General features: G+C 73.2%; 21 protein-coding genes and 3 tRNA genes. 5 read left to right on the forward strand and 19 right to left on the reverse strand.

The genetic code is table 11. The features are described from left to right. Nucleotides 1-329 precede the first annotated feature (329 nt). The 5 genes from ACFWU6_RS31670 to ACFWU6_RS31690 all read right to left on the reverse strand — a co-directional run bounded on the left by ACFWU6_RS31670 (nucleotide 330) and on the right by ACFWU6_RS31690 (nucleotide 1,829). Nucleotides 330-758 (reverse strand): MaoC family dehydratase, encoded by a 429-nt coding sequence (locus tag ACFWU6_RS31670; protein WP_383802581.1) that lies wholly within the window; start codon nucleotides 756-758, stop codon nucleotides 330-332. A gap of 1 nt (nucleotide 759) precedes the next feature. After that, nucleotides 760-1,212 (reverse strand): MaoC family dehydratase N-terminal domain-containing protein, encoded by a 453-nt coding sequence (locus ACFWU6_RS31675; protein ID WP_383802584.1) that lies wholly within the window; start codon nucleotides 1,210-1,212, stop codon nucleotides 760-762. 170 nt (nucleotides 1,213-1,382) lie between these two features. Then, on the reverse strand, nucleotides 1,383-1,547 hold the full coding sequence (gene rpmG / locus ACFWU6_RS31680; protein WP_003956487.1) for a 50S ribosomal protein L33: 165 nt from the start codon (nucleotides 1,545-1,547) through the stop codon (nucleotides 1,383-1,385). An 88-nt stretch (nucleotides 1,548-1,635) separates the two neighbouring features. Then, nucleotides 1,636-1,708, reverse strand: a tRNA-Met gene (locus ACFWU6_RS31685). 48 nt (nucleotides 1,709-1,756) lie between these two features. Then, nucleotides 1,757-1,829, reverse strand: a tRNA-Thr gene (locus tag ACFWU6_RS31690). Nucleotides 1,830-2,194: 365 nt separating this feature from the next. Between ACFWU6_RS31690 and ACFWU6_RS31695 the strand changes: the two genes are divergently transcribed. Together ACFWU6_RS31695 and ACFWU6_RS31700 are read left to right on the forward strand one after the other, a co-directional pair. Beyond that, nucleotides 2,195-3,487: an amidohydrolase family protein gene (locus ACFWU6_RS31695; protein ID WP_383984690.1), complete on the forward strand. Its 1,293-nt coding sequence runs from the start codon at nucleotides 2,195-2,197 to the stop codon at nucleotides 3,485-3,487. 54 nt (nucleotides 3,488-3,541) lie between these two features. Beyond that, a complete protein-coding gene (locus ACFWU6_RS31700) occupies nucleotides 3,542-4,198 on the forward strand; it encodes an SDR family oxidoreductase (protein ID WP_383802589.1) in 657 nt (218 codons plus the stop codon). Nucleotides 4,199-4,347: 149 nt separating this feature from the next. Here the strand turns inward: ACFWU6_RS31700 and ACFWU6_RS31705 are convergent. After that, nucleotides 4,348-4,429: transfer RNA gene (locus ACFWU6_RS31705), tRNA-Tyr, on the reverse strand. Between the two features lie 199 nt (nucleotides 4,430-4,628). Here ACFWU6_RS31705 and ACFWU6_RS31710 point away from each other — a divergent pair. Together ACFWU6_RS31710 and ACFWU6_RS31715 are read left to right on the forward strand one after the other, a co-directional pair. Next, the gene (locus tag ACFWU6_RS31710; protein WP_383802591.1) at nucleotides 4,629-5,117 is read left to right on the forward strand and encodes a YajQ family cyclic di-GMP-binding protein; all 489 of its coding nucleotides are present in this window, start codon (nucleotides 4,629-4,631) and stop codon (nucleotides 5,115-5,117) included. Nucleotides 5,118-5,340: 223 nt separating this feature from the next. Beyond that, nucleotides 5,341-6,618 carry an APC family permease gene (locus ACFWU6_RS31715; protein ID WP_383802592.1) on the forward strand — a complete coding sequence of 426 codons (1,278 nt, stop codon included), beginning with the start codon at nucleotides 5,341-5,343 and terminating at the stop codon, nucleotides 6,616-6,618. On the opposite strand, the gene ACFWU6_RS31720 is transcribed toward ACFWU6_RS31715, so the two are convergent. The 13 genes from ACFWU6_RS31720 to ACFWU6_RS31780 all read right to left on the reverse strand — a co-directional run bounded on the left by ACFWU6_RS31720 (nucleotide 6,602) and on the right by ACFWU6_RS31780 (nucleotide 18,901). Continuing rightward, nucleotides 6,602-7,126 carry an SMI1/KNR4 family protein gene (locus ACFWU6_RS31720; protein ID WP_383802594.1) on the reverse strand — a complete coding sequence of 175 codons (525 nt, stop codon included), beginning with the start codon at nucleotides 7,124-7,126 and terminating at the stop codon, nucleotides 6,602-6,604. The genes ACFWU6_RS31715 and ACFWU6_RS31720 overlap by 17 nt on opposite strands. A gap of 123 nt (nucleotides 7,127-7,249) precedes the next feature. Continuing rightward, complete coding sequence (locus ACFWU6_RS31725) at nucleotides 7,250-7,642, reverse strand: YccF domain-containing protein (protein WP_383802596.1); 393 nt, start codon at nucleotides 7,640-7,642, stop codon at nucleotides 7,250-7,252. After that, on the reverse strand, nucleotides 7,639-8,502 hold the full coding sequence (htpX, locus tag ACFWU6_RS31730; RefSeq protein WP_383802598.1) for a zinc metalloprotease HtpX: 864 nt from the start codon (nucleotides 8,500-8,502) through the stop codon (nucleotides 7,639-7,641). The genes ACFWU6_RS31725 and htpX overlap by 4 nt, the downstream gene beginning before the upstream one ends. A gap of 205 nt (nucleotides 8,503-8,707) precedes the next feature. Then, nucleotides 8,708-10,243, reverse strand: a complete 1,536-nt coding sequence (locus ACFWU6_RS31735; RefSeq protein WP_383984693.1) for an NADH-quinone oxidoreductase subunit N — start codon at nucleotides 10,241-10,243, stop codon at nucleotides 8,708-8,710. After that, nucleotides 10,240-11,793, reverse strand: coding sequence for an NADH-quinone oxidoreductase subunit M (locus tag ACFWU6_RS31740; RefSeq protein ID WP_383984705.1), 1,554 nt, complete (start codon nucleotides 11,791-11,793; stop codon nucleotides 10,240-10,242). Before ACFWU6_RS31740 ends, ACFWU6_RS31735 begins: the two co-directional genes overlap by 4 nt. 38 nt (nucleotides 11,794-11,831) lie before the next feature. Then, nucleotides 11,832-13,886: an NADH-quinone oxidoreductase subunit L gene (locus tag ACFWU6_RS31745; protein WP_383984696.1), complete on the reverse strand. Its 2,055-nt coding sequence runs from the start codon at nucleotides 13,884-13,886 to the stop codon at nucleotides 11,832-11,834. Further along, on the reverse strand, nucleotides 13,883-14,251 hold the full coding sequence (gene nuoK, locus ACFWU6_RS31750) for an NADH-quinone oxidoreductase subunit NuoK (protein ID WP_383802603.1): 369 nt from the start codon (nucleotides 14,249-14,251) through the stop codon (nucleotides 13,883-13,885). The genes ACFWU6_RS31745 and nuoK overlap by 4 nt, the downstream gene beginning before the upstream one ends. Continuing rightward, nucleotides 14,251-14,922, reverse strand: coding sequence for an NADH-quinone oxidoreductase subunit J (locus ACFWU6_RS31755; RefSeq protein ID WP_383984699.1), 672 nt, complete (start codon nucleotides 14,920-14,922; stop codon nucleotides 14,251-14,253). The genes nuoK and ACFWU6_RS31755 overlap by 1 nt, the downstream gene beginning before the upstream one ends. After that, entirely contained in the window at nucleotides 14,922-15,647 is a 726-nt protein-coding gene (locus ACFWU6_RS31760; RefSeq protein ID WP_383984707.1) for a NuoI/complex I 23 kDa subunit family protein, read from the reverse strand. Before ACFWU6_RS31760 ends, ACFWU6_RS31755 begins: the two co-directional genes overlap by 1 nt. After that, a complete protein-coding gene (locus tag ACFWU6_RS31765; protein ID WP_383802607.1) occupies nucleotides 15,644-16,612 on the reverse strand; it encodes an NADH-quinone oxidoreductase subunit H in 969 nt (322 codons plus the stop codon). The genes ACFWU6_RS31760 and ACFWU6_RS31765 overlap by 4 nt, the downstream gene beginning before the upstream one ends. Beyond that, entirely contained in the window at nucleotides 16,609-17,883 is a 1,275-nt protein-coding gene (locus tag ACFWU6_RS31770; protein WP_383984702.1) for an NADH-quinone oxidoreductase subunit C, read from the reverse strand. The genes ACFWU6_RS31765 and ACFWU6_RS31770 overlap by 4 nt, the downstream gene beginning before the upstream one ends. Then, the gene (locus tag ACFWU6_RS31775) at nucleotides 17,880-18,503 is read right to left on the reverse strand and encodes an NADH-quinone oxidoreductase subunit B (protein WP_383813219.1); all 624 of its coding nucleotides are present in this window, start codon (nucleotides 18,501-18,503) and stop codon (nucleotides 17,880-17,882) included. The genes ACFWU6_RS31770 and ACFWU6_RS31775 overlap by 4 nt, the downstream gene beginning before the upstream one ends. After that, a complete protein-coding gene (locus tag ACFWU6_RS31780) occupies nucleotides 18,494-18,901 on the reverse strand; it encodes an NADH-quinone oxidoreductase subunit A (RefSeq protein ID WP_383813221.1) in 408 nt (135 codons plus the stop codon). Before ACFWU6_RS31780 ends, ACFWU6_RS31775 begins: the two co-directional genes overlap by 10 nt. A gap of 146 nt (nucleotides 18,902-19,047) precedes the next feature. On the opposite strand from ACFWU6_RS31780, the gene ACFWU6_RS31785 reads away from it, so the two are divergent. Continuing rightward, nucleotides 19,048-20,244, forward strand: a complete 1,197-nt coding sequence (locus tag ACFWU6_RS31785; RefSeq protein ID WP_383813223.1) for a sensor histidine kinase — start codon at nucleotides 19,048-19,050, stop codon at nucleotides 20,242-20,244. Nucleotides 20,245-20,857: the final 613 nt, after the last annotated feature.

Here is a 20,857-nt window from a genome sequence, read left to right on the forward strand (position 1 = left end):
CCCGACTGTCTTCGTTGGTCGGGGGCGGGACGGTCGGTCATGGGTGGAGCGCAGCGACATCGCGAAGCGACGCGACGACGATGGAGGAGCGCCCTTGAGGGACCGGCCCGACCCGGAGAGACGATGAGACTGACGGGAAACCCCCACACCCGTCCACTCCCGCCCCACCGAAGCCCCCGCCCCCCCACACACCCCCGCCCCACCCCCCGAAGCCCCCGACTACCCCCGGCCCGACGGGCGGGCGAGCACCGAGTCGGGGCCGTGGCGCGAGGGGGGGTGCAGGCCCGCCCAGCACCCCACCCCCACCCCACCCCGGCCCGCCCCTCAGCTCAGCTCAGCGCCACCACCGCACGCGACATCCCCAGGACCTTCTGGCCGGCGCTCATCGCCGTCAGGTCCACCCGGACGCGGTTGCCGTCCAGCTTGGCCGCGACCTTCGCGGTGACCTCGATCAGAGCGCCCCGGTCGTCGTTCGGGACCACGACGGGCCTCGTGAAGCGCACGCCGTACTCGACCACCGCGCCCGGGTCGCCGACCCAGTCGGTGACCACGCGGATCGCCTCGGCCATGGTGAACATGCCGTGCGCGATCACGTCCGGCAGCCCCACCTCCGTCGCGAACTTCTCGTTCCAGTGGATCGGGTTGAAGTCGCCCGAAGCTCCGGCGTACCGGACCAGGGTGGCGCGCGTCACGGGGAACGACGCCGCCGGGAGCTCGGTGCCGACCTCGACGTCTGCGTACTGGATCTGCGCTGCCATGTCAGACCTCCTCGGGGGCGCGGGAGACGAGCTTCGTCCAGGCCGTCACCACGTGCTCGCCGGTCTCGTCGTGGACCTCGCCGCGGATGTCGATGATGTCGTTGCCCGCCATCGATTTCACCGCTTCGATCGTGGAGGTCACCGACAGGCGGTCACCGGCGCGCACCGGACGGGAGTACGCGAACTTCTGGTCACCGTGCACGACGCGGCTGTAGTCCAGCCCCAGCTGCGGGTCCTCTATGACCTGCCCGGCCGCCGCGAACGTGATGGCGAACACGAAGGTCGGCGGAGCGATCACGTCGGGGTGGCCGAACTGCTTGGCCGCCTCGGGGTCGGCGTAGACGGGATTGGCGTCACCCACCGCTACCGCGAATTCGCGGATCTTCTCCCGGCCGACCTCGTACGGATCGGTGGGCGGGTAGCTCCGCCCCACGAAGGACTGGTCGAGAGCCATGACTCACTACCTCCTGATGAAGGGACACGAATGACACAAGGGACAGCTGCACGGAAGGGAACCACGCAGCGGTGGCGCGCACGCCACCGCCCGCGGAAACGACACAAGGCCGCCCCCCAATGAAGGGGACGACCTCATGACGGTGCCTGTTAAACGAGACTTCGCTGGGTTCAGCGGGTCTCGCGGTGCGCGGTGTGCGAGTTGCAACGCGGGCAGTGCTTCTTCATCTCAAGACGGTCCGGGTTGTTACGCCGGTTCTTCTTGGTGATGTAGTTCCGCTCCTTGCACTCCACGCAGGCCAGCGTGATCTTCGGGCGGACGTCGGTGGCAGCCACGTGAGTGCTCCTTGACGGAAATTGGGACGGATGAACGCATACAAGAGTAGCCGACCGGGAGACCGACCCCGCAATCGGCTACTATGTGTAGCGGCGACCGGACTTGAACCGGTGACACAGCGATTATGAGCCGCTTGCTCTACCGACTGAGCTACGCCGCTTTGATGTGATCGACTCCCCACCCGAGGGTGGGGAACCTCTCTCACCAGAGCCCCAATGCGGAATCGAACCGCAGACCTTCTCCTTACCATGGAGACGCTCTACCGACTGAGCTATTGGGGCGAGCGATGAAGACATTACACGGTCGCCCGCCGATCGCCCAAATCCTTTGTGGGGACAGGGCTCCGAGCGACCCCGGCCGACTTTTTCGATCAAGCCGACGGCGACTTCCGGGCCCGATTTCGCTCAGATTGTGTGCGGGCTCACACCCGCGCGGCCGCAGTCAAGGGCGACGCACCGGCCCGATCCGACGTCCGGACCCTTCCGGCCGGTGCCCGAGCCCGCGTCCGGGCCGACCGACCGCACCGGTACGACTATTGAGCTCCTCCGCGAAGCGGAGTGCCCCGCGCCCTAGGCTCTGAGCACGCTGCGTGATCGTGGGCCGCGGCCACGGGCCCAGGAACCGCCCGAGCCACCCCAGGAGCGCGATGTCCGACAGCCCGCCGCAGCAGCCGTTCCACTCCCCCCGCAGCGGCCACGGCGACGGCGGCGGTTTCGGCGCCGGCCTTCCGGTCACTGCCGAGGCCACCACGCTGCTGCTCACCGGGGCCCGCCTCACCGACGGCCGCACCGTCGACGTACGCCTCGGCGGCGGCCGCATCCAGGCCGTCGGCACCGCCGGCAGCCTGTCGGCATCCGCCCTGTCCCGGGTGGACCTGACCGGGTACCTGCTGCTGCCCGCCCCCGCCGAACCGCACGCCCACGGGGACACCGCGCTGACCGCGGACGGCGACGGCCCCGTCTCGTACGCCCCCGACGAGGTCCAGCGGCGGGCCACCGAAGCCGCCCTGCTCCAGCTCGGCCACGGCGCGACCGCCGTGCGCTCGCACGTGCGCATCGGCGACGTCCACGGCCTCGGCCCGATGGAGGCCGTGCTCCAGGCCCGCCGCTCCCTGCGCGGGCTCGCCGACCTCAGCGCCGTGGCCGTGCCCCGGCTGCTGACCGGGGTGGCCGGCGCGGACGGGCTCGCCATGCTGCGGGACGCGGTCAAGATGGGCGCCTCCGTGATCGGCGGCTGCCCCGACCTGGACCCCGACCCGGCCGGCTTCCTCGAAGCCGTCCTGGGACTCGCCGCCGAGCACGGCTGCCCCGTCGACCTGCACACGGACGGTGACGACCCCGGCCGTCTCGGGCGCCTCGCGTCCATGGCCGGCGGACTCCGCCCCGGGGTCGCCATCGGCCCCTGCGGCGGCCTCTCCCGGCTCCCCCTGGACGCGGCGGCCCGCGCCGCCGACCAGTTGGCCGCGGCAGGCGTACGGGTCACCTGCCTGCCGCAGGGCGACTGCGCGGCCCTGGAGCGCCGCGGCCTGCACACCGCCCCCGTACGGCTGCTGCGCGCTTCGGGGGTACGGGTCTCGGCCGGCAGCGGGGCGCTGCGGGACGCCGGGAATCCGGTCGGCCGCGGCGACCCGCTCGAAGCCGCGTACCTCCTCGCCTCCCAGGGCGGCTTGCGGGCGGGTGAGGCCTACGAGTCGGTCAGCGCCGCCGCACGGGAGGCCATGGGCCTGCCGGAGGTGCGGGTGGAGGCGGGCTTCCCGGCGGAGCTGCTGGCGGTGCGCGGGGACGGGATCGCGGGGGTGCTCTCCCTCGCGTACAGCCGGATCGTGATCCACCGCGGGCGCGTGGTAGCCCGTACGAGTGCCGTCCGGGAGTACTGCGACTCCGCCGTCGCGGTCGCCCTGGACCTGCCCCGGCAGGGTCGGACGGAGTCCGGACCCTGAAGGTTCGCCGGCCGTTCGCGGGCGTGGGCGCCCGGCTCGTCGTACCGTCGGGTCATGCGCATCGTCATCGCGGGTGGACACGGTCAGATCGCGCTGCGGCTGGAGCGCCTGCTCGCCGCGCGCGGGTACGAGGTCGCGGGCATCGTCCGCGACCCGGCACAGGGCGACGACCTCAGGGAGGCGGGCGCCGAGCCGGTGCTGTGCGATCTGGAGTCGGCCTCGGTGGAGCACGTGGCGGGCATCCTGCAGGGCGCGGACGTGGCGGTGTTCGCTGCCGGCGCCGGCCCCGGCAGCGGTGTCGGACGCAAGGGCACCGTGGACCGGGGCGCGGCGGTTCTGTTCGCCGATGCGGCGGAACGGGCCCGGGTGCGGCGCTTCCTGATGGTCTCGTCGATGGGCGCCGACGCGTACCACGAGGGCGACGAGGTCTTCGACGTCTACCTGCGTGCCAAGGGTGAGGCCGACGACCACGTCCGCACCCGGCTGGGCCTGGAGTGGACGGTCCTGCGGCCCGGCTCGCTGGTGGACGACGCGGGTAAGGGCATGGTCCGGCTGGAGGCGCGCACGGGGCGCGGGGCGGTCTCGCGCGATGACGTGGCGGCGGTGCTGGCCGAGCTGGTCGAGACGCCGGCGACGGCGGGCCTGACCTTGGAGCTGGTCTCCGGCTCGACGCCGGTGGCGGTGGCCGTCAAGGACGTGGCGGGCAACTGACGGCGCCCCGCCCGGCCTTTCGACCACCCGCCGCACTACCCCGTTCACCCGCTCCGGCGCCCCGCGGGAGCGTGGACGCCAATCGCGCTCGGATACGACGAAACCCCCGTCCACTGCGTTTCCGCAGATGAACGGGGGTTCCACTCGCGTGGCGGCGCCAGGGTTCGAACCTGGGTAGGCTGAGCCGGCAGATTTACAGTCTGCTCCCTTTGGCCACTCGGGCACACCGCCAAGATTTGCTGCCGTTTTTCCGCCTTTCGGCGGCGCTCCGTGGCAACGACGTAAACGATACCCGATGACCGGGGGTGCTTCGCCACCGGATTGATCAGCGCTGGGGGTGGGCGCGGTGGCTAGGCTTTGCGGAGCGGGCCGGGGATGTCCGGCCGTGCCCTCCGGGGCGCTCACCACCTACTCCAAGGAGCCACAGGACATGGCCGACTCCAGTTTCGACATCGTCTCGAAGGTCGAGCGGCAGGAGGTCGACAACGCCCTCAACCAGACCGCCAAGGAACTCTCGCAGCGCTACGACTTCAAGGGCACGGGCGCCACGATCGCCTGGTCCGGCGAGAAGATCGTCATGGAGGCCAACGCCGAGGAGCGCGTCAAGGCCATCCTCGACGTCTTCGAGACCAAGCTGGTCAAGCGCGGGATCTCGCTCAAGGCGCTGGACGCCGGCGAGCCGCAGCTGTCCGGCAAGGAGTACAAGATCTTCGCCACGATCGAGGAAGGCATCTCCCAGGAGAACGCCAAGAAGGTCGCGAAGATCATCCGGGATGAGGGCCCGAAGGGCGTCAAGGCCCAGGTCCAGGGCGACGAGCTGCGCGTCAGCTCGAAGAGCCGTGACGACCTGCAGGAGATCCAGGCGCTGCTCAAGGGCAAGGACCTGGACTTCGCGATCCAGTACGTGAACTACCGCTGACCCGGGTCCCCGACCTGCCTCCACGCCGGCCCGGCGGTCTTCACCGACCGCCGGGCCGCGGTGCTCGGGCACGCGGGCCGGAAGCTGCTGCCGGCCCGGACGGTGGCGGCGCCGTGGCGGACGCACCGGGGCGAGGCGGTGGTGCCGGTGGCGACCGCCGGCGCAAGCGGATGACGCTCCCCGGCCGCGAAGGCGTCACCCAGACCCGCTACCGTCCGCCCACGTGGACAACGAGTTGAAGCGCACCCTGGGCGTGTCCGACGCCGTGGTGGTGGGGCTGGGAGCGATGGTCGGCGCGGGCGTCTTCGCCGTGTTCGCCCCCGCTGCGCGCGCGGCGGGCGGCGCCCTCCTCGCCGCCCTCGCCCTGGCGGCCCTGGTGGCCTACTGCAATGCGCACTCCTCCGCGCGGCTCGCCGCCCGGTACCCGTCCTCCGGCGGCACGTACGTGTACGGGCGCGAGCGGCTCGGGCCCTTCTGGGGGTACCTGGCCGGCTGGGCCTTCGTGGTCGGCAAGACGGCCTCCTGTGCGGCGATGGCTCTGACGGTCGGCGCGTACGTCTGGCCCGGGCAGCAGCGTGTCGTGGCCGTCGCGGCGGTGGTGGCGCTGACCGTCGCGAGCCGCGGCGGGGTGCAGAAGTCCGCCCGGGCCGCCCGGCTGATCGTCGCGGCCGTGCTGGCGGTGCTCGCCGGGGTGGTCGTGGTGTGTCTGGAATCCGCCGCCGGCGCAGGCTGGTTCGGCGGGGGCGGGTGGTTCGGCGGCGGTGGTGGGAGCGGGTGGGGTGTCCCGGCAGGCCGGGGCGTACTCGGGCTGCTGCAAGGGGCCGGGCTGCTGTTCTTCGCCTTCGCCGGCTACGCCCGGATCACCACCTTGGGCGAGGAGGTGCGTGACCCGGCGCGGACCATTCCACGAGCGGTTCCGCTCGCGCTGGGGATCGCGCTGGTGGTGTACGCCGCGGTCGCGGTGGCGGCGCTGTCGGTGCTCGGCACGGAGGGGCTGGCGGGGGCGTCGGCGCCGCTGGCCGACGCGGTCCGGGCGGCCGGGCGGCCCGAACTGGTCCCGGTGGTCCGGGTGGGCGCGGCCCTGGCCGCGCTGGGCTCGTTGCTCGCCCTGGTCCTCGGGGTCTCGCGGACCGTTCTGGCGATGGCCCGGGACGGCCATCTCCCCCGCGCGCTGGCCGCCGTGCACCCCCGGCGGCAGGTGCCGCACCATGCCGAGACGGTGGTGGGCGCGGTCGTGGTGGTGCTCGCAGCCACTGCCGACCTGCGGGGCGCGATCGGCTTCTCGTCCTTCGGGGTGCTGGCCTACTACGCGATCGCGAACGCCTCCGCGTGGACTCTCGATTCAGGTGTCAAGGGCCGGGCCGTGGCAGCGGTCGGGCTGTCCGGCTGTGTGGTGCTGGCCTGCGCGCTGCCCCTGTCGTCGGCGGTTCCGGGGGCGGCGGTACTGGCGGTCGGCGCGCTGGTCCGCTCCGTCCGCGTGCGGCTCAGATCCGGGACCTGAACTCGGTCCAGGGCATCAGCTCCAGGTCGTACTCCTCTCCCGCGGCGGAGTCCTCGCAGTACCAGGCTGTCCCGTCGACCCAGCCGCGGAGCCAGTCGGCCAGGCTCGGACTGTCCACGGACCAGGCGAGGTCGGGCTCCCCGGTGTTCGGGTCGAACAGCAGGACCTGGGCGGTGTCCGAGCGGCAGTCCACGCAGGCGTACATGGCGCAGCCCAGGTCGGCCACCGGCAGGACGGCCTCGGGCCACCGCCAGCCGGAGGCGCGCTGCGCCCCGTAGGTCCCGACGGCCTGACGGAGCGGCAGGAGGCCGCCTTCCGGGCCGAATCCGCCGTCGCCGACGCGGGTGTAGAGCGCGGTGAGCAGCGGGGGCAGTGCGAAGCCCAGTATGCGCTCGGCCCGGGCTACCTCACCGGCGGCCGGGGGCACGGGCAAGGGCACGGCCCGCGCCCGCGCACTGGTGCGTACGTGCTCGGCGACTTGCTCCAGCAACTGCTCTGTTTCGTTCATGCGTTCATGGTGGACGACTCCACCGACATCGCGCTCGGCCTGTGGACAACCCTCTCGGGGCCGCCCCCGGCCGTCATGGCCGGCGCGGCGGGACCGTGCGCGGGCCGGTGGCGCCGGGTGGGGTCACCGGGAGGCGAACGGGGCGTCCGTCGGAACGATCTCGCGGCCGAGCGGCAGCAGGGAGAGCGGGACCATCTTGAAGTTGGCGATGCCGAAGGGGATGCCGATGATCGTGACGCAGAGGGCGAGGCCCGTCACGATGTGGCCCAGGGCCAGCCACCAGCCCGCCAGGACCAGCCACAGGACGTTCCCGACGCAGGAGCCGGCGCCCGCGTCGCGCCGCTCGACCGCGGTGTAGCCGAAGGGCCACAGGGCGTAGACGGCGATGCGGAAGGCGGCGATCCCGAAGGGGATGCCGATGACGGTGATGCACAGGAGGACGCCTGCGAGGCAGTAGCCGAGGAACAGCCAGATGCCGCTGAGGACGAGCCATATGACGTTCAGGATGGTCTTCACTGTCGGCGTCCTGCCATCTGTTCGAGCCGGGCGATGCGCTCGGCCATCGGGGGGTGTGTGGAAAACATCTTGGACAGCCCCTGGCCGGGACGGAAGGGGTTGGCGATCATCATGTGGCTCGCCGTCTCCAGCCGGGGCTCGGGGGGCAGCGGGAGCTGCTTGACGCCGGCGTCGAGCTTGCGCAGGGCACTGGCCAGGGCGAGCGGGTCGCCGGTGAGCTGGGCGCCGGAGGCGTCGGCCTCGTATTCGCGGGAGCGGCTGATGGCCAGCTGGATCACGGACGCGGCCAGGGGGCCCAGGATCATGATCAGCAGCATGCCGAAGAGGCCGGGTCCCTCGTCGTCGTTCGACCGGCCGACGGGAATCAGCCAGGCGAAGTTGACCAAAAACATGATCACCGAGGCGAGGGCTCCGGCGACCGACGAGATCAGGATGTCGCGGTTGTAGACGTGGCTCAGCTCGTGCCCGATGACCCCGCGCAGTTCCCGTTCGTCGAGGATGCGCAGGATGCCCTCGGTGCAGCAGACGGCGGCGTTGCGCGGGTTGCGGCCGGTTGCGAAGGCGTTGGGTGCCTCGGTCGGCGAGATGTAGAGCCGGGGCATGGGCTGGCGCGCGGACGTGGAGAGCTCGCGCACCATGCGGTAGAGCCCGGGGGCCTCGAACTCGCTGACGGGGCGGGCGCGCATCGCGCGTAGAGCCAGCTTGTCGCTGTTCCAGTACGCGTACGCGTTCGTCCCGAGGGCGACCACGACGGCGACGATGAGGCCGGTCCGTCCGAAGAGGCTTCCGATGACGATGATGAGTGCGGACATCCCGCCGAGGAGTACGGCGGTCTTGAGCCCGTTGTGCCGGCGGTGCACGGTACGCCCTCCTAGTGGTGCTGCAGGGGAGCCCCGTCATGGATCCGAGGGTCTACGGTCCAGTGGACCCTCCCTTCCTGGTCAACGCGAGGTGGGGGCGTGTGGTTCCCAGGGCGCGACGGGGCCGCCGCCCGCGCGGGGCGGGCGGCGGGGCGGCGGCGGGGGTTGCTCCGTTCGGGTCACGGCGTGCGCGACGGCCGTGCGGCTACTGCGGGAAGAGGCTGCCCGTCGCGAAGCGCAGGACCAGCTGGGGGGCTCCCGAGAGCAGCAGCGCGGTGGCGGCGGTGAGCGCGATCGCGGCCGTCACCGGCCAGGGGGCCTTCGTGCGGGCGGCCGGGGCCTCGGCGTCCGCGTCGGGGGTGCGGAAGAGCAGGGCGGTCCACTTCAGGTAGTAGTACAGGGCGAGGACGACGTTGACCGCCATGACCACGGCCAGCCAGCCGAGGCCGGCGTCGACGGCGGACCGGAAGACGGTGACCTTGGCGAAGAGGCCGATGATGCCCGGCGGCAGACCGGCCAGGCAGAGCAGGAAGAAGGCCAGCGAGAGGGCGGCGAGCGGCCGCTGCGCGTACAGGCCCCGGTAGTCGCTGATGCGGTGGAGGGGCTTGGTGCGGGCGACCAGGGCGGCCACGGCGAAGGCGCCGAGGTTCACGGCGGCGTACATCAGGGCGTAGGCGACGGTGGCGCCGATCTGGTCGCGTCCGGAGTACGCGGCGGCGGCGATCGGGACCAGCAGGTAGCCGGCCTGGCCGACCGAGGACCAGGCGAGCAGGCGTACGGCACTGTTGAGGCGGTCGGCGGACTGGCGCAGGGCGGCGGCGTTGCCGAGGGTCATGGTGAGCGCGGCGAGGACGGCGAGGGCCGGGCCCCAGATGTCGGAGTACGCCGGGAAGGCGATCACCGTGACGAGGACGAGGCCGGTGAAGCCGACGGCCTTGCCGATCACCGAGAGGTAGCCGGCGATGGGCAGGGGGGCGCCGACGTAGGTGTCGGGGACCCAGAAGTGGAAGGGGACGGCCGCGGTCTTGAAGGCGAAGCCGACAAGGGTGAGGGCGACGCCGGCCACGGCGAGGGTGTCGAGCTGCCCGGGGACGTCCTCGAGGCGGTCGGCGACCTGGGTGAGGTGCAGGGAGCCGGTGGCGGCGTAGATGAAGCTGACGCCCATCAGGGAGACGGCGGTGGCCGTGACGGAGGACAGGAAGAACTTGAGCGCGGCCTCGGAGGAGAGGCGGTCGCCGCGACGCATGCCGACGAGCGCGAAGGCGGGCAGCGAGGCCACTTCGAGGGCGACGATCAGGGTGGCGAGGTCGCGGGAGGCGGGCAGCAGGGCCGCGCCGGCGGCGGAGGAGAGCAGCAGGAACCAGTACTCGCCGGCCGGCATGCGCGCGTCACGGATGGCGGTGACCGACAGCAGTGCGGTGACCAGGGCGCCGGCCAGGACCAGGAACTGCACGACGAGCGCGAAGTGGTCGGCGGTGTAGCTGCAGGCTGCCGGGTCGCCGGTGAGGCAGAAGGTGGTGCGGTCGCCGGCGCGCAGCGGCAGCAGGGCGGCGGTCGCGGCGGCCAGGCCGGCCACGGACACCCAGCCGAGGACGGCCTTGCGGTGCGCGGGGACGAAGAGGTCGGCGACCAGGACGGCGAGGCCGACGGCGGCGGTGATGGCGACCGGCGCGATGGCGAGCCAGTCGACGGACTGGACGAGGCTGGGGGTCTCGGCCGCGAGGGCCGTGAGGGCCGTCATGAGGTGCCTCCCGCGAGGAGCTTCTGGACGGCCGGGTCGGTGAGGCCGAGGAGGACCGCGGGCCACAGGCCGGCGAGGACGGTGAGGGCGGCGAGCGGGGTCCAGGCGGCGAACTCGTAGCGCTGGACGTCCGCGACGGCGAGGTCGGGCCCGGCGTGCGGGTCGCCCATGCAGACGCGCCGTACGACGATCAGCAGGTACGCGGCGGTGAGCAGGGTGCCGACCGCGCCGACGGCCGTGTAGGTGAGGAACGCGGCGCGGGGCAGGCCCTCGGCGGGGTCGAAGGCGCCGAAGAGGGCGAGCATCTCGCCCCAGAAGCCGGCCAGACCGGGCAGGCCGAGCGAGGCGACGGCGGCGAAGGCGAGGAGCGCGGCGAGTCGGGGGGCGCGTCCGTAGAGCGCGGCGCCCGTGGCCCCGGCGAGGGTGTCGAGGTCGGCGGTGCCGTAGCGGTCCTTGAGGGCCCCGACCAGGAAGAAGAGCAGGCCGGTGATCAGGCCGTGGGCGATGTTGGCGAAGAGCGCGCCGTTGACGCCGGTGGGGGTCATGGAGGCGATGCCGAGGAGCACGAAGCCCATGTGGCCGACGGAGGAGTACGCGATGAGCCGCTTGAGGTCGCCCTTGCCTCCCTTGCGGGCCAGCGCGAGGCAGGCGAGCGACCCGTAGACGATGCCGACGACGGCGAAGGCGCCCAGGTAGGGGGCGAAGGCGGCCATGCCGTCGGGGGTGACGGGGAGCAGGATGCGGACGAACCCGTACGTGCCCATCTTGAGCAGGACGCCGGCCAGCAGGACGGAGCCGACGGTGGGGGCGGCGGTGTGGGCGTCCGGGAGCCAGCTGTGCAGCGGCCACATCGGGGTCTTCACCGCGAGGCCGGTGCCGATGGCGAGGACCGCCAGGAGCTGGGTGGTGCGGGTCAGTTCGCGGCCGTTGTCAGAGGCGAGTGCCACCATGTCGAAGGTGCCGCTGTTCAGTCCGATGAGCAGCAGTCCGAGCAGCATGACGACGGAGCCGAGGAGGGTGTAGAGGATGAACTTCCAGGCGGCGGCCTGCCTCTGAGCACCGCCCCAGCGGGCGATGAGGAAGTACATCGGGATGAGGACCATCTCGAAGGCGAGGAAGAAGAGCAGCAGGTCGAGGACGGCGAAGGTCGCGAGGGTGCCGGACTCGAGGACGAGCAGCAGGGCGACGAAGGCCTTCGGGGAGGGGCCCTCGGGGAGCTTGAAGTAGCTGTAGAGCGCGCAGAGGAAGAACAGCAGCGCGGTCATCAGGAGGAGGGGGAGGGAGATGCCGTCGATGCCGAGGTGGATGCGGACGTTGAGCGCCTGGATCCAGCTGATGTCCGTCGTGGCCTGGAAGCGGGACGGGGCGTCGTGGTCGAAGCCCAGGGCGAGGGCGACGGCGGCGGCGAGGATCACGCCGGTCACGGTCACGCCGTGGCGCAGCACGGCCTGTTCGGGGCTGCGGCCCCTGAGTCCGGGCGGGGCAGGCAGGAGCGCGGCGACGGCGCCGAGGAGCGGTGCGGCCACGACGAACGCCAGGAGGAACTGCATCACGGACGGGCTGATATCAATCACGGCTGACTCACGGCTCACGATCCGGCGTTGACGTTGGCGAGGACGGCGGTGGCGAGCGCCAGGACCACGGCGCCGGCGAGCAGGGCGCTGAGGTAGCTCTGCACGTTGCCGGTCTGGGTGCGGCGGACGAGGCCGCCGAGCATCCGGGGGCCGGTGCCCGCACCGCGGACGTACGTGTCCACGACCTCGCGGTCGAGGAAGCGGACGAGGCTCGCGGCCGCCCGGACGGGGCGGACGAAGAGCCGGTCGTAGACGGCGTCGAGGTGGAAGCCGTCGGCGGCGTGGCGGTGCAGCGGTCCGAGGAGCGCCCGGCCGGGGTCGGCGGCGGGGCCCGCGGGGACGGCGGGGTGCTCGGGGGCGACCTCCGCGACCTCCGGGGTCTCGGCCGCGGACTCGGCGGCGGCGGTGGCGGCTGAGACCCCGGCTGCCACGGCGGCGGGCTGTTCGGCCGCCGCGCCTGCCGCGGCGGCGGCGCCGATCGCGGCGGGGGCTGTGGCGGCCCTCGCGGTGGCGCGCTGCCAGAGGCCGTAGGTGAGCACGGCGCCGATGACGGCGGCGCCCGTGCCGAGGACCGAGGTGGTCAGGGTGGGGGTGAGCCGGCCGCCGTCGAACCAGTCGGCGAGGGGGCCCGCGGCGAGACCGAAGCCGACCGACGGGATCGCCAACAGCCAGAGCACGCCGGTCATGGCGAACGGCTCCCTGCCGTGGTCGGGGGCGGCGGCGCCCCGGCCGCGGAAGGCCATCAGCCACAGCCGGGTGGCGTAGGCGGCGGTGAGCAGTGCGGTCAGCACGCCGGAGACCAGGACCAGCCAGCCGGCGGCGCTGGGCGCGAACTCCGAGTGGCCGGTGGCGGCGTGCTCGGCGGCGACGAGGACGGCTTCCTTGGAGAAGAAGCCGGCGAAGGGCGGGATGGCGGCGAGCGCGAGCAGCGCGATCGTCATCGTCCAGAAGGCGTCGGGGATGCGCTTGGCGAGGCCGCCGGTGCGGGACATGGCGGCCAGGGAGTTCGTACCGGCGGCGTGGATGATCACGCCGGCGCCGAGGAACAGCAGCGCCTTGAAGGCGCCGTGGGACAGGAGGTGGAAGACGGCGGCCCCGCGGTCGCCGACGGCCAGGGCGCCGGTCATGTAGCCGAGCTGGCCGATGGTGGAGTAGGCGAGCACCCGTTTGATGTCGTCCTGCGCGAGGGCGGCGAGGCCGGAGCCGACCATCGTGACGGCGGCCATGACGGCCATGACGACCAGGGCGGTGCGGGAGGCCGCGAAGACCGGGAGGAGGCGGGCGACGAAGTAGACGCCGGCGGCCACCATCGTCGCCGCGTGGATGAGTGCGGAGACCGGGGTGGGGCCCGCCATCGCGTCGGGGAGCCAGGTGTGCAGGGGGAACTGCGCGGACTTGCCCGCGACGCCGGCGAGCAGGAGCAGGGCGATCAGCGTCGGGTGGTCGAGCCCGTCCGCGGCGACGGTCCCGAGGATCTTCGTGATCTGGAAGGAGCCGGTGTCGGTGGCGAGCGCGAACAGGCCGATGAGGAAGGGGACGTCGCCGAGCTTGGTGACGAGGAAGGCCTTGAGGGAGGCGGAGCGGGCCGCCTCGGTCTCCCAGTAGTGGCCGACCAGGAAGTACGAGCAGATGCCCATGACCTCCCAGCCGACCAGCAGCACCATCAGGTCGCCGGAGTAGACGACGAGCAGCATGGCGGAGGTGAACAGGGACACGAGGGCGGCGTACGACGGGTAGCGCGGGTCCTCGCGGAGGTACGCCGTCGAGTAGAGCTGGACGCAGGTGGCGACGACCCCGACGAGGACGGCGACCAGCGCGGCGAAGCCGTCCACGTGAAGCGAGAGCTCGATCGGCACCGAGCCGGTCGGGGTCAGCTCGGTCGCCGCGTCGATCGTCGTGCCGCCGCCCTGGCGGACGGCGACGAGCACGGCCAGTACGGCGGCGCCCAGCGTCGGGAGGATGGCGAGCGGCCGGACGAAGCCGGGGGCGGTGCGGCCGAGCAGCAGTCCGGCGACCGCGCTCAGGAAGGGCAGGACGGGGACGAGTACGGCGAGGGTCGTGGTGCTCACGCGGCGACCTCCGGCCGTGCGGTGCCGGTACCGGCGTCGGTGCTGCGGTCGGGCTCGTGGCCCTCGGCGGTGTCGCGCAGCCGGTCGACGTCCGAGGTGCCGCGGTTGCGGTAGACCATCAGCACGATCGCGAGGCCGATGCCGATCTCGGCGGCGGCGATGGCGATGGTGAAGAGGGTGAGGGCCTGGCCGGCGTGCAGGGCGTCGCGCAGCCAGACGTCGAAGGCCACCAGGTTGAGGTTGACCGCGTTGAGCATCAGCTCGACGGACATCAGGACCAGGATGGCGTTGCGGCGGGCGAGCACTCCGTACAGGCCCGTGCAGAAGAGGAGGGCCGCGAGGACGGCGGGATAGGCGAGGTGCATCAGCGCCGGCCCTTCTTGTCGCCCGGGCCGGCCGGGTCGGCGGCGGGGGCGGTGGGATCGGCGGGGTCGGTGGGGCCTGTGGGGGCGCTGGGGTCATTCCTGCGGGACAGCACGATGGCGCCGATCAGGGCTGCGAGGAGGAGGACGGAGAGCGCCTCGAAGGGCAGCACCCAGTGCTGGAAGAGGATCTCGCCGGAGACCTTCGTGGAGCCCTGGACCGACCCGTCGAGGTCGATCCAGGTGGTGCGGAAGGCGTCGACGACGACCCACACCAGCGCGACGGCGGCCACGGTCGCGACGCCGAGGGCGACGGCCCGGTTGCCGGAGTCGGCATCCGGGGAGCGGCCGATGGGCGCCTTGGTGAGCATCAGTCCGAAGAGGAGGAGGACGACCACGGAGCCGAGGTAGATCAGGACCTGGACCCAGGCGATGAACTCGGCGGTCAGCAGCAGGTACTCGACGGCGATGCCGCCGAGCGCCACGACCAGCCAGAGGGCGGCGTGCACCAGCTGCTTGGTGGTGACCGTGACGAGGGCGGCGCCGAGGGTGGCGAGGCCGACGAGGACGAACGCGATCTCGACGCCCGTCGGGGAGAGGAAACCTGGCCCGCGGGTGTCGGCGGCGCCGGCGGCGCCGGCGGCCGAGGCCAGCGCGAGGTGGGCGGTGAGCATCAGGCGGTGCCTCCCGCCGGGGAGTCGGGACGGCCCGGCTCCGGATCGGTGCCGGGACCCGTGCCGGGAGCGGTGGGGCCGGGCGGGGCCGTGGGCGCGGCCCCGGTGGTGGGGGCGGCCCCGGTGGTGGGGGCGGCCCCGGTGGTGGGGGCGGCCCCGGTGGTGGGGGCGGCGGCTTCCGCCGCTGCTGCCGCGGCGGCGGCCGCGGTTTCGGCCTTCTCCACCGCCTTGCGGGCGGCGGCCAGTTCCTTGGGTTCCTCGGCTGCCGGGTCCAGGGCGGGTGGGGCCGGGACGGTCCACATCCACTCGCGGAGCTTGTCCCGCTCATGGGTCAGCTCGTGGATGTCGGTCTCCGCGTACTCGAACTCGGGCGACCAGAAGAGTGCGTCGAAGGGACACACCTCGATGCAGATGCCGCAGTACATGCAGAGGGAGAAGTCGATGGCGAAGCGGTCGAGGACGTTGCGGCTGCGCTCGCGGCCACCGGGGGTGGCGGCGGGGACCGTCTCCTTGTGGGAGTCGATGTAGATGCACCAGTCGGGGCATTCGCGGGCGCAGAGCATGCAGACCGTGCAGTTCTCCTCGAACAGGCCGATGACCCCGCGGCTGCGCGGCGGGAGTTCGGGCTGAACCTCGGGGTACTGGGCGGTGTGCGCGCGCTTGGTCATCGTGCGCAGGGTGACCGCCAGGCCCTTGGCGAGGCCGGATCCGGGGATGGGCATCAGTTGATCGCCACCTTCACGATGCCGGTGAGCGCGATCTGGGCGAGCGCGAGGGGGATGAGTACGGTCCAGGCGAGCTTCTGGAGCTGGTCCTCGCGCAGGCGCGGGTAGCTCACCCGGAGCCAGATCACGACGAAGGCCAGGACCGCGATCTTGAGGAGGGTCCAGACCCAGCCGAGGCCGTCGGCTCCGAGGGGGCCGTGCCAGCCCCCGAGGAAGAGGACGGTGGTGAGGGCGCAGAGGACGACGATGCCGGCGTACTCGGCGAGCAGGAACAGCGCGAAGCGCAGACCGGTGTACTCGGTGTACGCGCCGAAGATGATCTCGGAGTCGGCGACGGGCATGTCGAAGGGGGGCCGCTGCAGTTCGGCGAGGCCGGCGGTGAAGAAGACGAGCGCGCCGACGATCTGCCAGGGCAGCCACCACCACTCGAAGGCCTCGACGATGCCGGGGAGCGAGACGGTACCGGCGGCCATGGCCACGGAGGCGGCGGCGAGCAGCATGGGGAGCTCGTAGGCCAGCAGCTGCGCGGCGGTGCGGAGGCCTCCGAGCAGGGAGAACTTGTTGGCGGAGGCCCAGCCGGCCATCAGCGAGCCGAGGACTCCGACGCCCATGACGGCGAGCGCGAAGAACACCCCCGCGTCGATGGCCTGGCCGACCGCGCCCTCACCGGGGCCGATCGGGATGGCGAGGAGGACGAGGAGGTACGGGAGCAGGGCGACGGCGGGGGCCAGCTGGAAGATCCGTCGGTCGGCGTTGGCCGGGACGATGTCTTCCTTCTGGGCGAACTTCACGCCGTCGGCGACGAGCTGGGCCCAGCCGTGGAAGCCGCCGGCGTACATGGGGCCGAGGCGGCCCTGCATGTGGGCCATCACCTTGTGCTCGGTCTGCCCGACGACGAGCGGCAGTACGAGGAAGACGGCGAAGACGATGACCAGCCGCAGGGCGACGTCGAGGACGTCGTTCACGCGTCGCCTCCGTTGTCGGGGGTGGGGTCGGGCCGGGGCGCGGCCGCGGGCTTGGGGCCGGCGTCGCCGTCGCGATCACCGTCGTGATCGCTGTCGGCGTCGGCGTCGGGATGGGGCGGGGAGGCTTCGGGCGCCGGTGCGGGGGGCCCGCCCGCCGGTTCCGGCGCGGCCGGGGCATGCGGATCATCCGGCGCGGCCGGGGTCCGGCTCGGGGGGCCTTCGCCCGCCGGGCGGGGGCGGTCGGCGGGCGGCTCCTCGAAGGCGGGCTTCGGGTCGTGCCACGGCGCGTCCGAGCTGCGGGGGGCCGCGCGCTTGGGCGCGGGGGGTGTGGCTGCCGGGGCGGCGGCCTGGCTCGCCGAACCGTCCCCCGCCGAGCGGGTGCGCCGGGCGGGGCGGGCCTCGGCTTCGGGCGCACCCGGACCGGCCGGGGACGCGGGCGCTGCCGGGCGCGCGGCCTCCGGCGCCGGGGCGTCCGGTGCCGGGGGCGTCGTGGCGGGGGCCTGGCTGGCAGAGCCGTCCGACACCGAACGGGTACGGCGCGGCGGGCGCGCGGCCTCCGGCGCCGGGGTGTCCGGTGCCGGGGGCGTCGCGGCGTCCGGGGTCGGGCGGGGGCGGCGGGACGGGGCGCCCTCGCGAGCGGCGGCGGCGCCCGCCGCGCGCGGGGTGCGGGCCGGGCGGGCCGGCGCCGGGGGGAGCTGGCCCTTCATCGGGCCCCAGTCGTTGGGGTCCGGTACGCCCGGCGGGAGCATCTGGCGGCGCTTCGGGCCGTCGGGGTCGGCGCCCTCGCCCGGCTCCTTCGCGCCGGGCCAGGCCTTGGCGACGCGCGCGGCGAGGACGAAGTCCTTGCGCAGCGGGTGTCCCTCGAAGTTCTCCGGCAGGAGCAGCGGCACGAGGTGCGGATGGTCGGTGAAGACGATCCCGAACATCTCGAAGGTCTCGCGCTCGTGCCACTCCGCCCCCGCGTAGACGGCGACGGCGGAGGCCAGGGACGGTGCGGTGTGCGGGACGGTGGTGCGCAGCAGCAGGCGGCGTACGCGGCGGTCCTCCAGCGAGACCACGTGCGCGCAGATCCGGAAGCCGGTGCCCGGCTCGTCCACCGCGCTCAGCCAGTCGAAGTAGGTGCAGCCCAGCTTGTCCCGGGCGGTCTCCAGCGAGGCGATCCAGGAGCCGGGGGGGACGTCCACGGTCAGCACGTCGTACGCGTACGCGCCCACGGCCTCCTCGCCGAAGACCGCCGGCGCCGCGTCGGGGAGCGAGTCGTAGGGGTTCACGCGCCGGCTCCCGGGGTGGGCGGGGGCGTGACCAGGCCGCTCGTGAGCCGGTCGACCGAGGGGCCCGCGGCGTAGCGTTCCGCGAGGGACTCCCGGGCGATCTTCTCCTGGAGCTTGAGGATGCCCTGGAGGAGGGCCTCGGGGCGGGGCGGGCAGCCGGGCACGTAGACGTCGACGGGGATGATCTGGTCGACGCCCTTGGTCACCGAGTACGAGTCCCAGTAGGGCCCGCCGCAGTTGGAGCAGGCGCCGAAGGAGATGACGTACTTCGGCTCCGGCATCTGCTCGTAGAGCCGCTTGACGGCCGGGGCCATCTTGTCGGTGACGGTGCCCGAGACGATCATGAGGTCCGCCTGGCGGGGCCCGGGTGCGAAGGGGATGACGCCCAGGCGGATGAAGTCGTGCCGCGCCATGGACGCGGCGATGAACTCGATGGCGCAGCAGGCGAGGCCGAAGTTGAAGACCCACAGGCTGTAGCGGCGGCCCCAGTTCAGGACCACCTTCATCGGTTCGGGGGCCAGCCGGGAGAGGACTCCCAGGCGCTTGGGCTCCGGCAGCAGCTGGGGCTCCGGGCTCTCGGCCCGGCTCGCGGCCGGGGTGACGGCCGGTGTCACGTCCATTCGAGGACGCCCTTCTTGTACGCGTAGAGCAGGCCCACGGCCAGGAAGCCGAGGAAGACGAACATCTCCACCAGCGTCGCGGCGCCGTAGCCGGCGGCGGCGAACACCGTCGCCCAGGGGAAGAGGAAGATCGAGTCGACGGCGAAGACGACGTAGAGGAAGGCGTATACGTAGTAGCGGACCTGGGTGTGCGCCCAGCCCTCGCCGACGGGGTCCACGCCGCACTCGTACGTCAGGAGCTTCTCGGGGGTCGGGACCGCGGGGCGCAGCAGGCGGTTCGCACTGAACGCCACGGCCACGAAGAGCACACCGAGGACCGCGAGGAGGGCGACGACCGAATAACTCCGGAAGTAGTCCGCCGCGAGCACGGTCACGGTCGATACCGTTGGTTCGGGCACGTCCGACTTCGCTCCTCGGCCACTGTCGACGATCTGTTACGCACGGGAGTCTAGGGCCTGCCTTCGGCGGGGTGGGGTTATCCCCCGTTCACAGCACCCCGGCCGCCCCATGGCATCGGCGGGGGTCGCTTGGCAGGCTGTGCCGCATGACCGCGAGCATCCTGACGACCGAAACCGCCGGCGACGACCGGCCTCCTCCCGTACGGGCCGCCTTCGGCGCCGTGACCTGGAGGGAGATCGCCCATCTGCTGGTCAACCTGCCGGTGGCGATCATCGGTTTCGTCTACGCGGCGGTCATGGTCAGCGTCTCGGGCGGTCTGTCGCTGACCGCGATCGGTCTGCCGATGCTCGCGTGCGGGCTCTTCCTGTCCCGGCAGTTGGGACGCCTGGAGCGGGCGCGGGCGCGGGCGCTGCTGGGCGTACGGGTGGCCGAGCCGACGCCGGTCCCCGGACCGAGGCGGTCCGGGGGCTTCTTCCCCTGGCTGTGGACGACCCTCAAGGACCCGGTGGCCTGGCGGACGGTGCTGTACGCGCTGGTCCGGCTGCCGTGGGGGGTGCTGACCTTCACGGTGACGCTGGCCGGGCTGTTCGTGCTGTGGCCGGTGCTGCCGTACGTGGTGCGGCTGCTGGCGAACGCGGACCGGGCGATGGTCCGGGGACTGCTGTCGCCCTCGGACGAGCTGGAGCGGAGGATCGCGGAGCTGGAGTCCGACCGGGGGGTGGTCGTGGACACCGCCGCGGCCGACCTGCGGCGCATCGAGCGGGACCTGCACGACGGGGCGCAGGCGCGGCTGGTGGCGCTGGCGATGGGCCTGGGGCTGGCCAAGGAGAAGCTGCTGGAGGACCCGGAGGGCGCGGCGGCGATGGTCGACGAGGCCCACGGGGAGGTGAAGCTGGCGCTCCGGGAGCTGCGGGACCTCGCGCGGGGCATCCACCCGGCCGTGCTGACGGACCGGGGGCTGGACGCGGCGCTGTCGTCGGTGGCTTCGCGGTGCCTGGTGCCGGTGAAGGTGGACGTGGACCTGCCGGCGCGGCCGGCGGAGGCGATCGAGGGGATCGCGTACTTCGTGGTGTCGGAGCTGCTGCAGAACGTGAGCAAGCACGCGGGGGCGCGGGGGGCGGGCGTCGAGGTGTGGCGGGCCGGGGCGCGGCTGCTGATCCGGGTGTCGGACGACGGGCGGGGCGGGGCGCGGCTGGAGGGCGGGAGCGGGATGGCGGGGCTCGCGGAGCGGTTGGGGGCGGTGGACGGGGTGTTCGTCCTGGAGTCCCCGGAGGGGGAGGGCACCGTGGTCACGGCGGAGCTGCCGTGGCGCGACCGCGCGGAGGCCGGGGCGCACGCCTGAGGGGCGGCGCCGGGCCGGGGAGCGCCGGGCCGCGGGCCGGGGGGCTCCCGTCCGGGCGGACGGGAGCCCCCCGGCGCACCAGGCCCCGCCCGGCGGTCCCGGGGCGCGGCCGGGCTGGGCCGGGCAGACCCCGGCTCGGGAGCCCCTCCGCGCGTCGGACCCGGCCCGTGGCCGGGCCGGCCGGGCGGAGCCCACCGGGCCGGCGTGCCACCGATCCGCCGAGCCCCCTGCCCCCCGCCCGGCGGGCCCCGGCCCCCCGGGCCCGGCAAGTCCTTCGGGGGCCGGGCCCGCCGGGCGTAACGGGGCGGGAAACGGGCCGGTGGGGATGGGTGGGGTGGGGTTATCCCCCCGGTGGAGACGCCTACCCGCCGCATGGTTCGGGGCCGGCCGGGGCGGCAGGGTGGAGGCATCATCGGGACGGCGGGAAGGGCGGGTCGGGAACATGGGCGACGGCAAGGGCGGCGGGATCGGTGTGGTGCTGCGAGCCCCGGTCGAGGCGCGGACCTGGCGCGAGTTCGGGTACCTGCTGAGCGGGCTGCCACTGAGCACCCTCTACTTCTCCCTGGCGATCACCGGCCTGAGCCTCGGCGCCGGGCTGCTCGTCACCTTCATC

The organism is Streptomyces sp. NPDC058674, assembly GCF_042716505.1.
Taxonomy (GTDB): domain Bacteria; phylum Actinomycetota; class Actinomycetes; order Streptomycetales; family Streptomycetaceae; genus Streptomyces.

Bases quoted from the DNA above. Each gene is read 5' to 3' on its own strand.
- ACFWU6_RS31720 (WP_383802594.1), bottom strand. From the start codon at position 7,126: ATGAACGAAACAGAGCAGTTGCTGGAGCAAGTCGCCGAGCACGTACGC.
- ACFWU6_RS31710 (WP_383802591.1), top strand. From the start codon at position 4,629: ATGGCCGACTCCAGTTTCGACATCGTCTCGAAGGTCGAGCGGCAGGAG.
- ACFWU6_RS31700 (WP_383802589.1), top strand. From the start codon at position 3,542: ATGCGCATCGTCATCGCGGGTGGACACGGTCAGATCGCGCTGCGGCTG.
- ACFWU6_RS31675 (WP_383802584.1), bottom strand. From the start codon at position 1,212: ATGGCTCTCGACCAGTCCTTCGTGGGGCGGAGCTACCCGCCCACCGAT.
- nuoK (WP_383802603.1), bottom strand. From the start codon at position 14,251: ATGCACCTCGCCTATCCCGCCGTCCTCGCGGCCCTCCTCTTCTGCACG.
- ACFWU6_RS31695 (WP_383984690.1), top strand. From the start codon at position 2,195: ATGTCCGACAGCCCGCCGCAGCAGCCGTTCCACTCCCCCCGCAGCGGC.
- ACFWU6_RS31735 (WP_383984693.1), bottom strand. From the start codon at position 10,243: ATGACGGCCCTCACGGCCCTCGCGGCCGAGACCCCCAGCCTCGTCCAG.
- ACFWU6_RS31755 (WP_383984699.1), bottom strand. From the start codon at position 14,922: ATGCTCACCGCCCACCTCGCGCTGGCCTCGGCCGCCGGCGCCGCCGGC.
- ACFWU6_RS31775 (WP_383813219.1), bottom strand. From the start codon at position 18,503: ATGGACGTGACACCGGCCGTCACCCCGGCCGCGAGCCGGGCCGAGAGC.
- ACFWU6_RS31740 (WP_383984705.1), bottom strand. From the start codon at position 11,793: ATGCAGTTCCTCCTGGCGTTCGTCGTGGCCGCACCGCTCCTCGGCGCC.
- ACFWU6_RS31670 (WP_383802581.1), bottom strand. From the start codon at position 758: ATGGCAGCGCAGATCCAGTACGCAGACGTCGAGGTCGGCACCGAGCTC.
- ACFWU6_RS31785 (WP_383813223.1), top strand. From the start codon at position 19,048: ATGACCGCGAGCATCCTGACGACCGAAACCGCCGGCGACGACCGGCCT.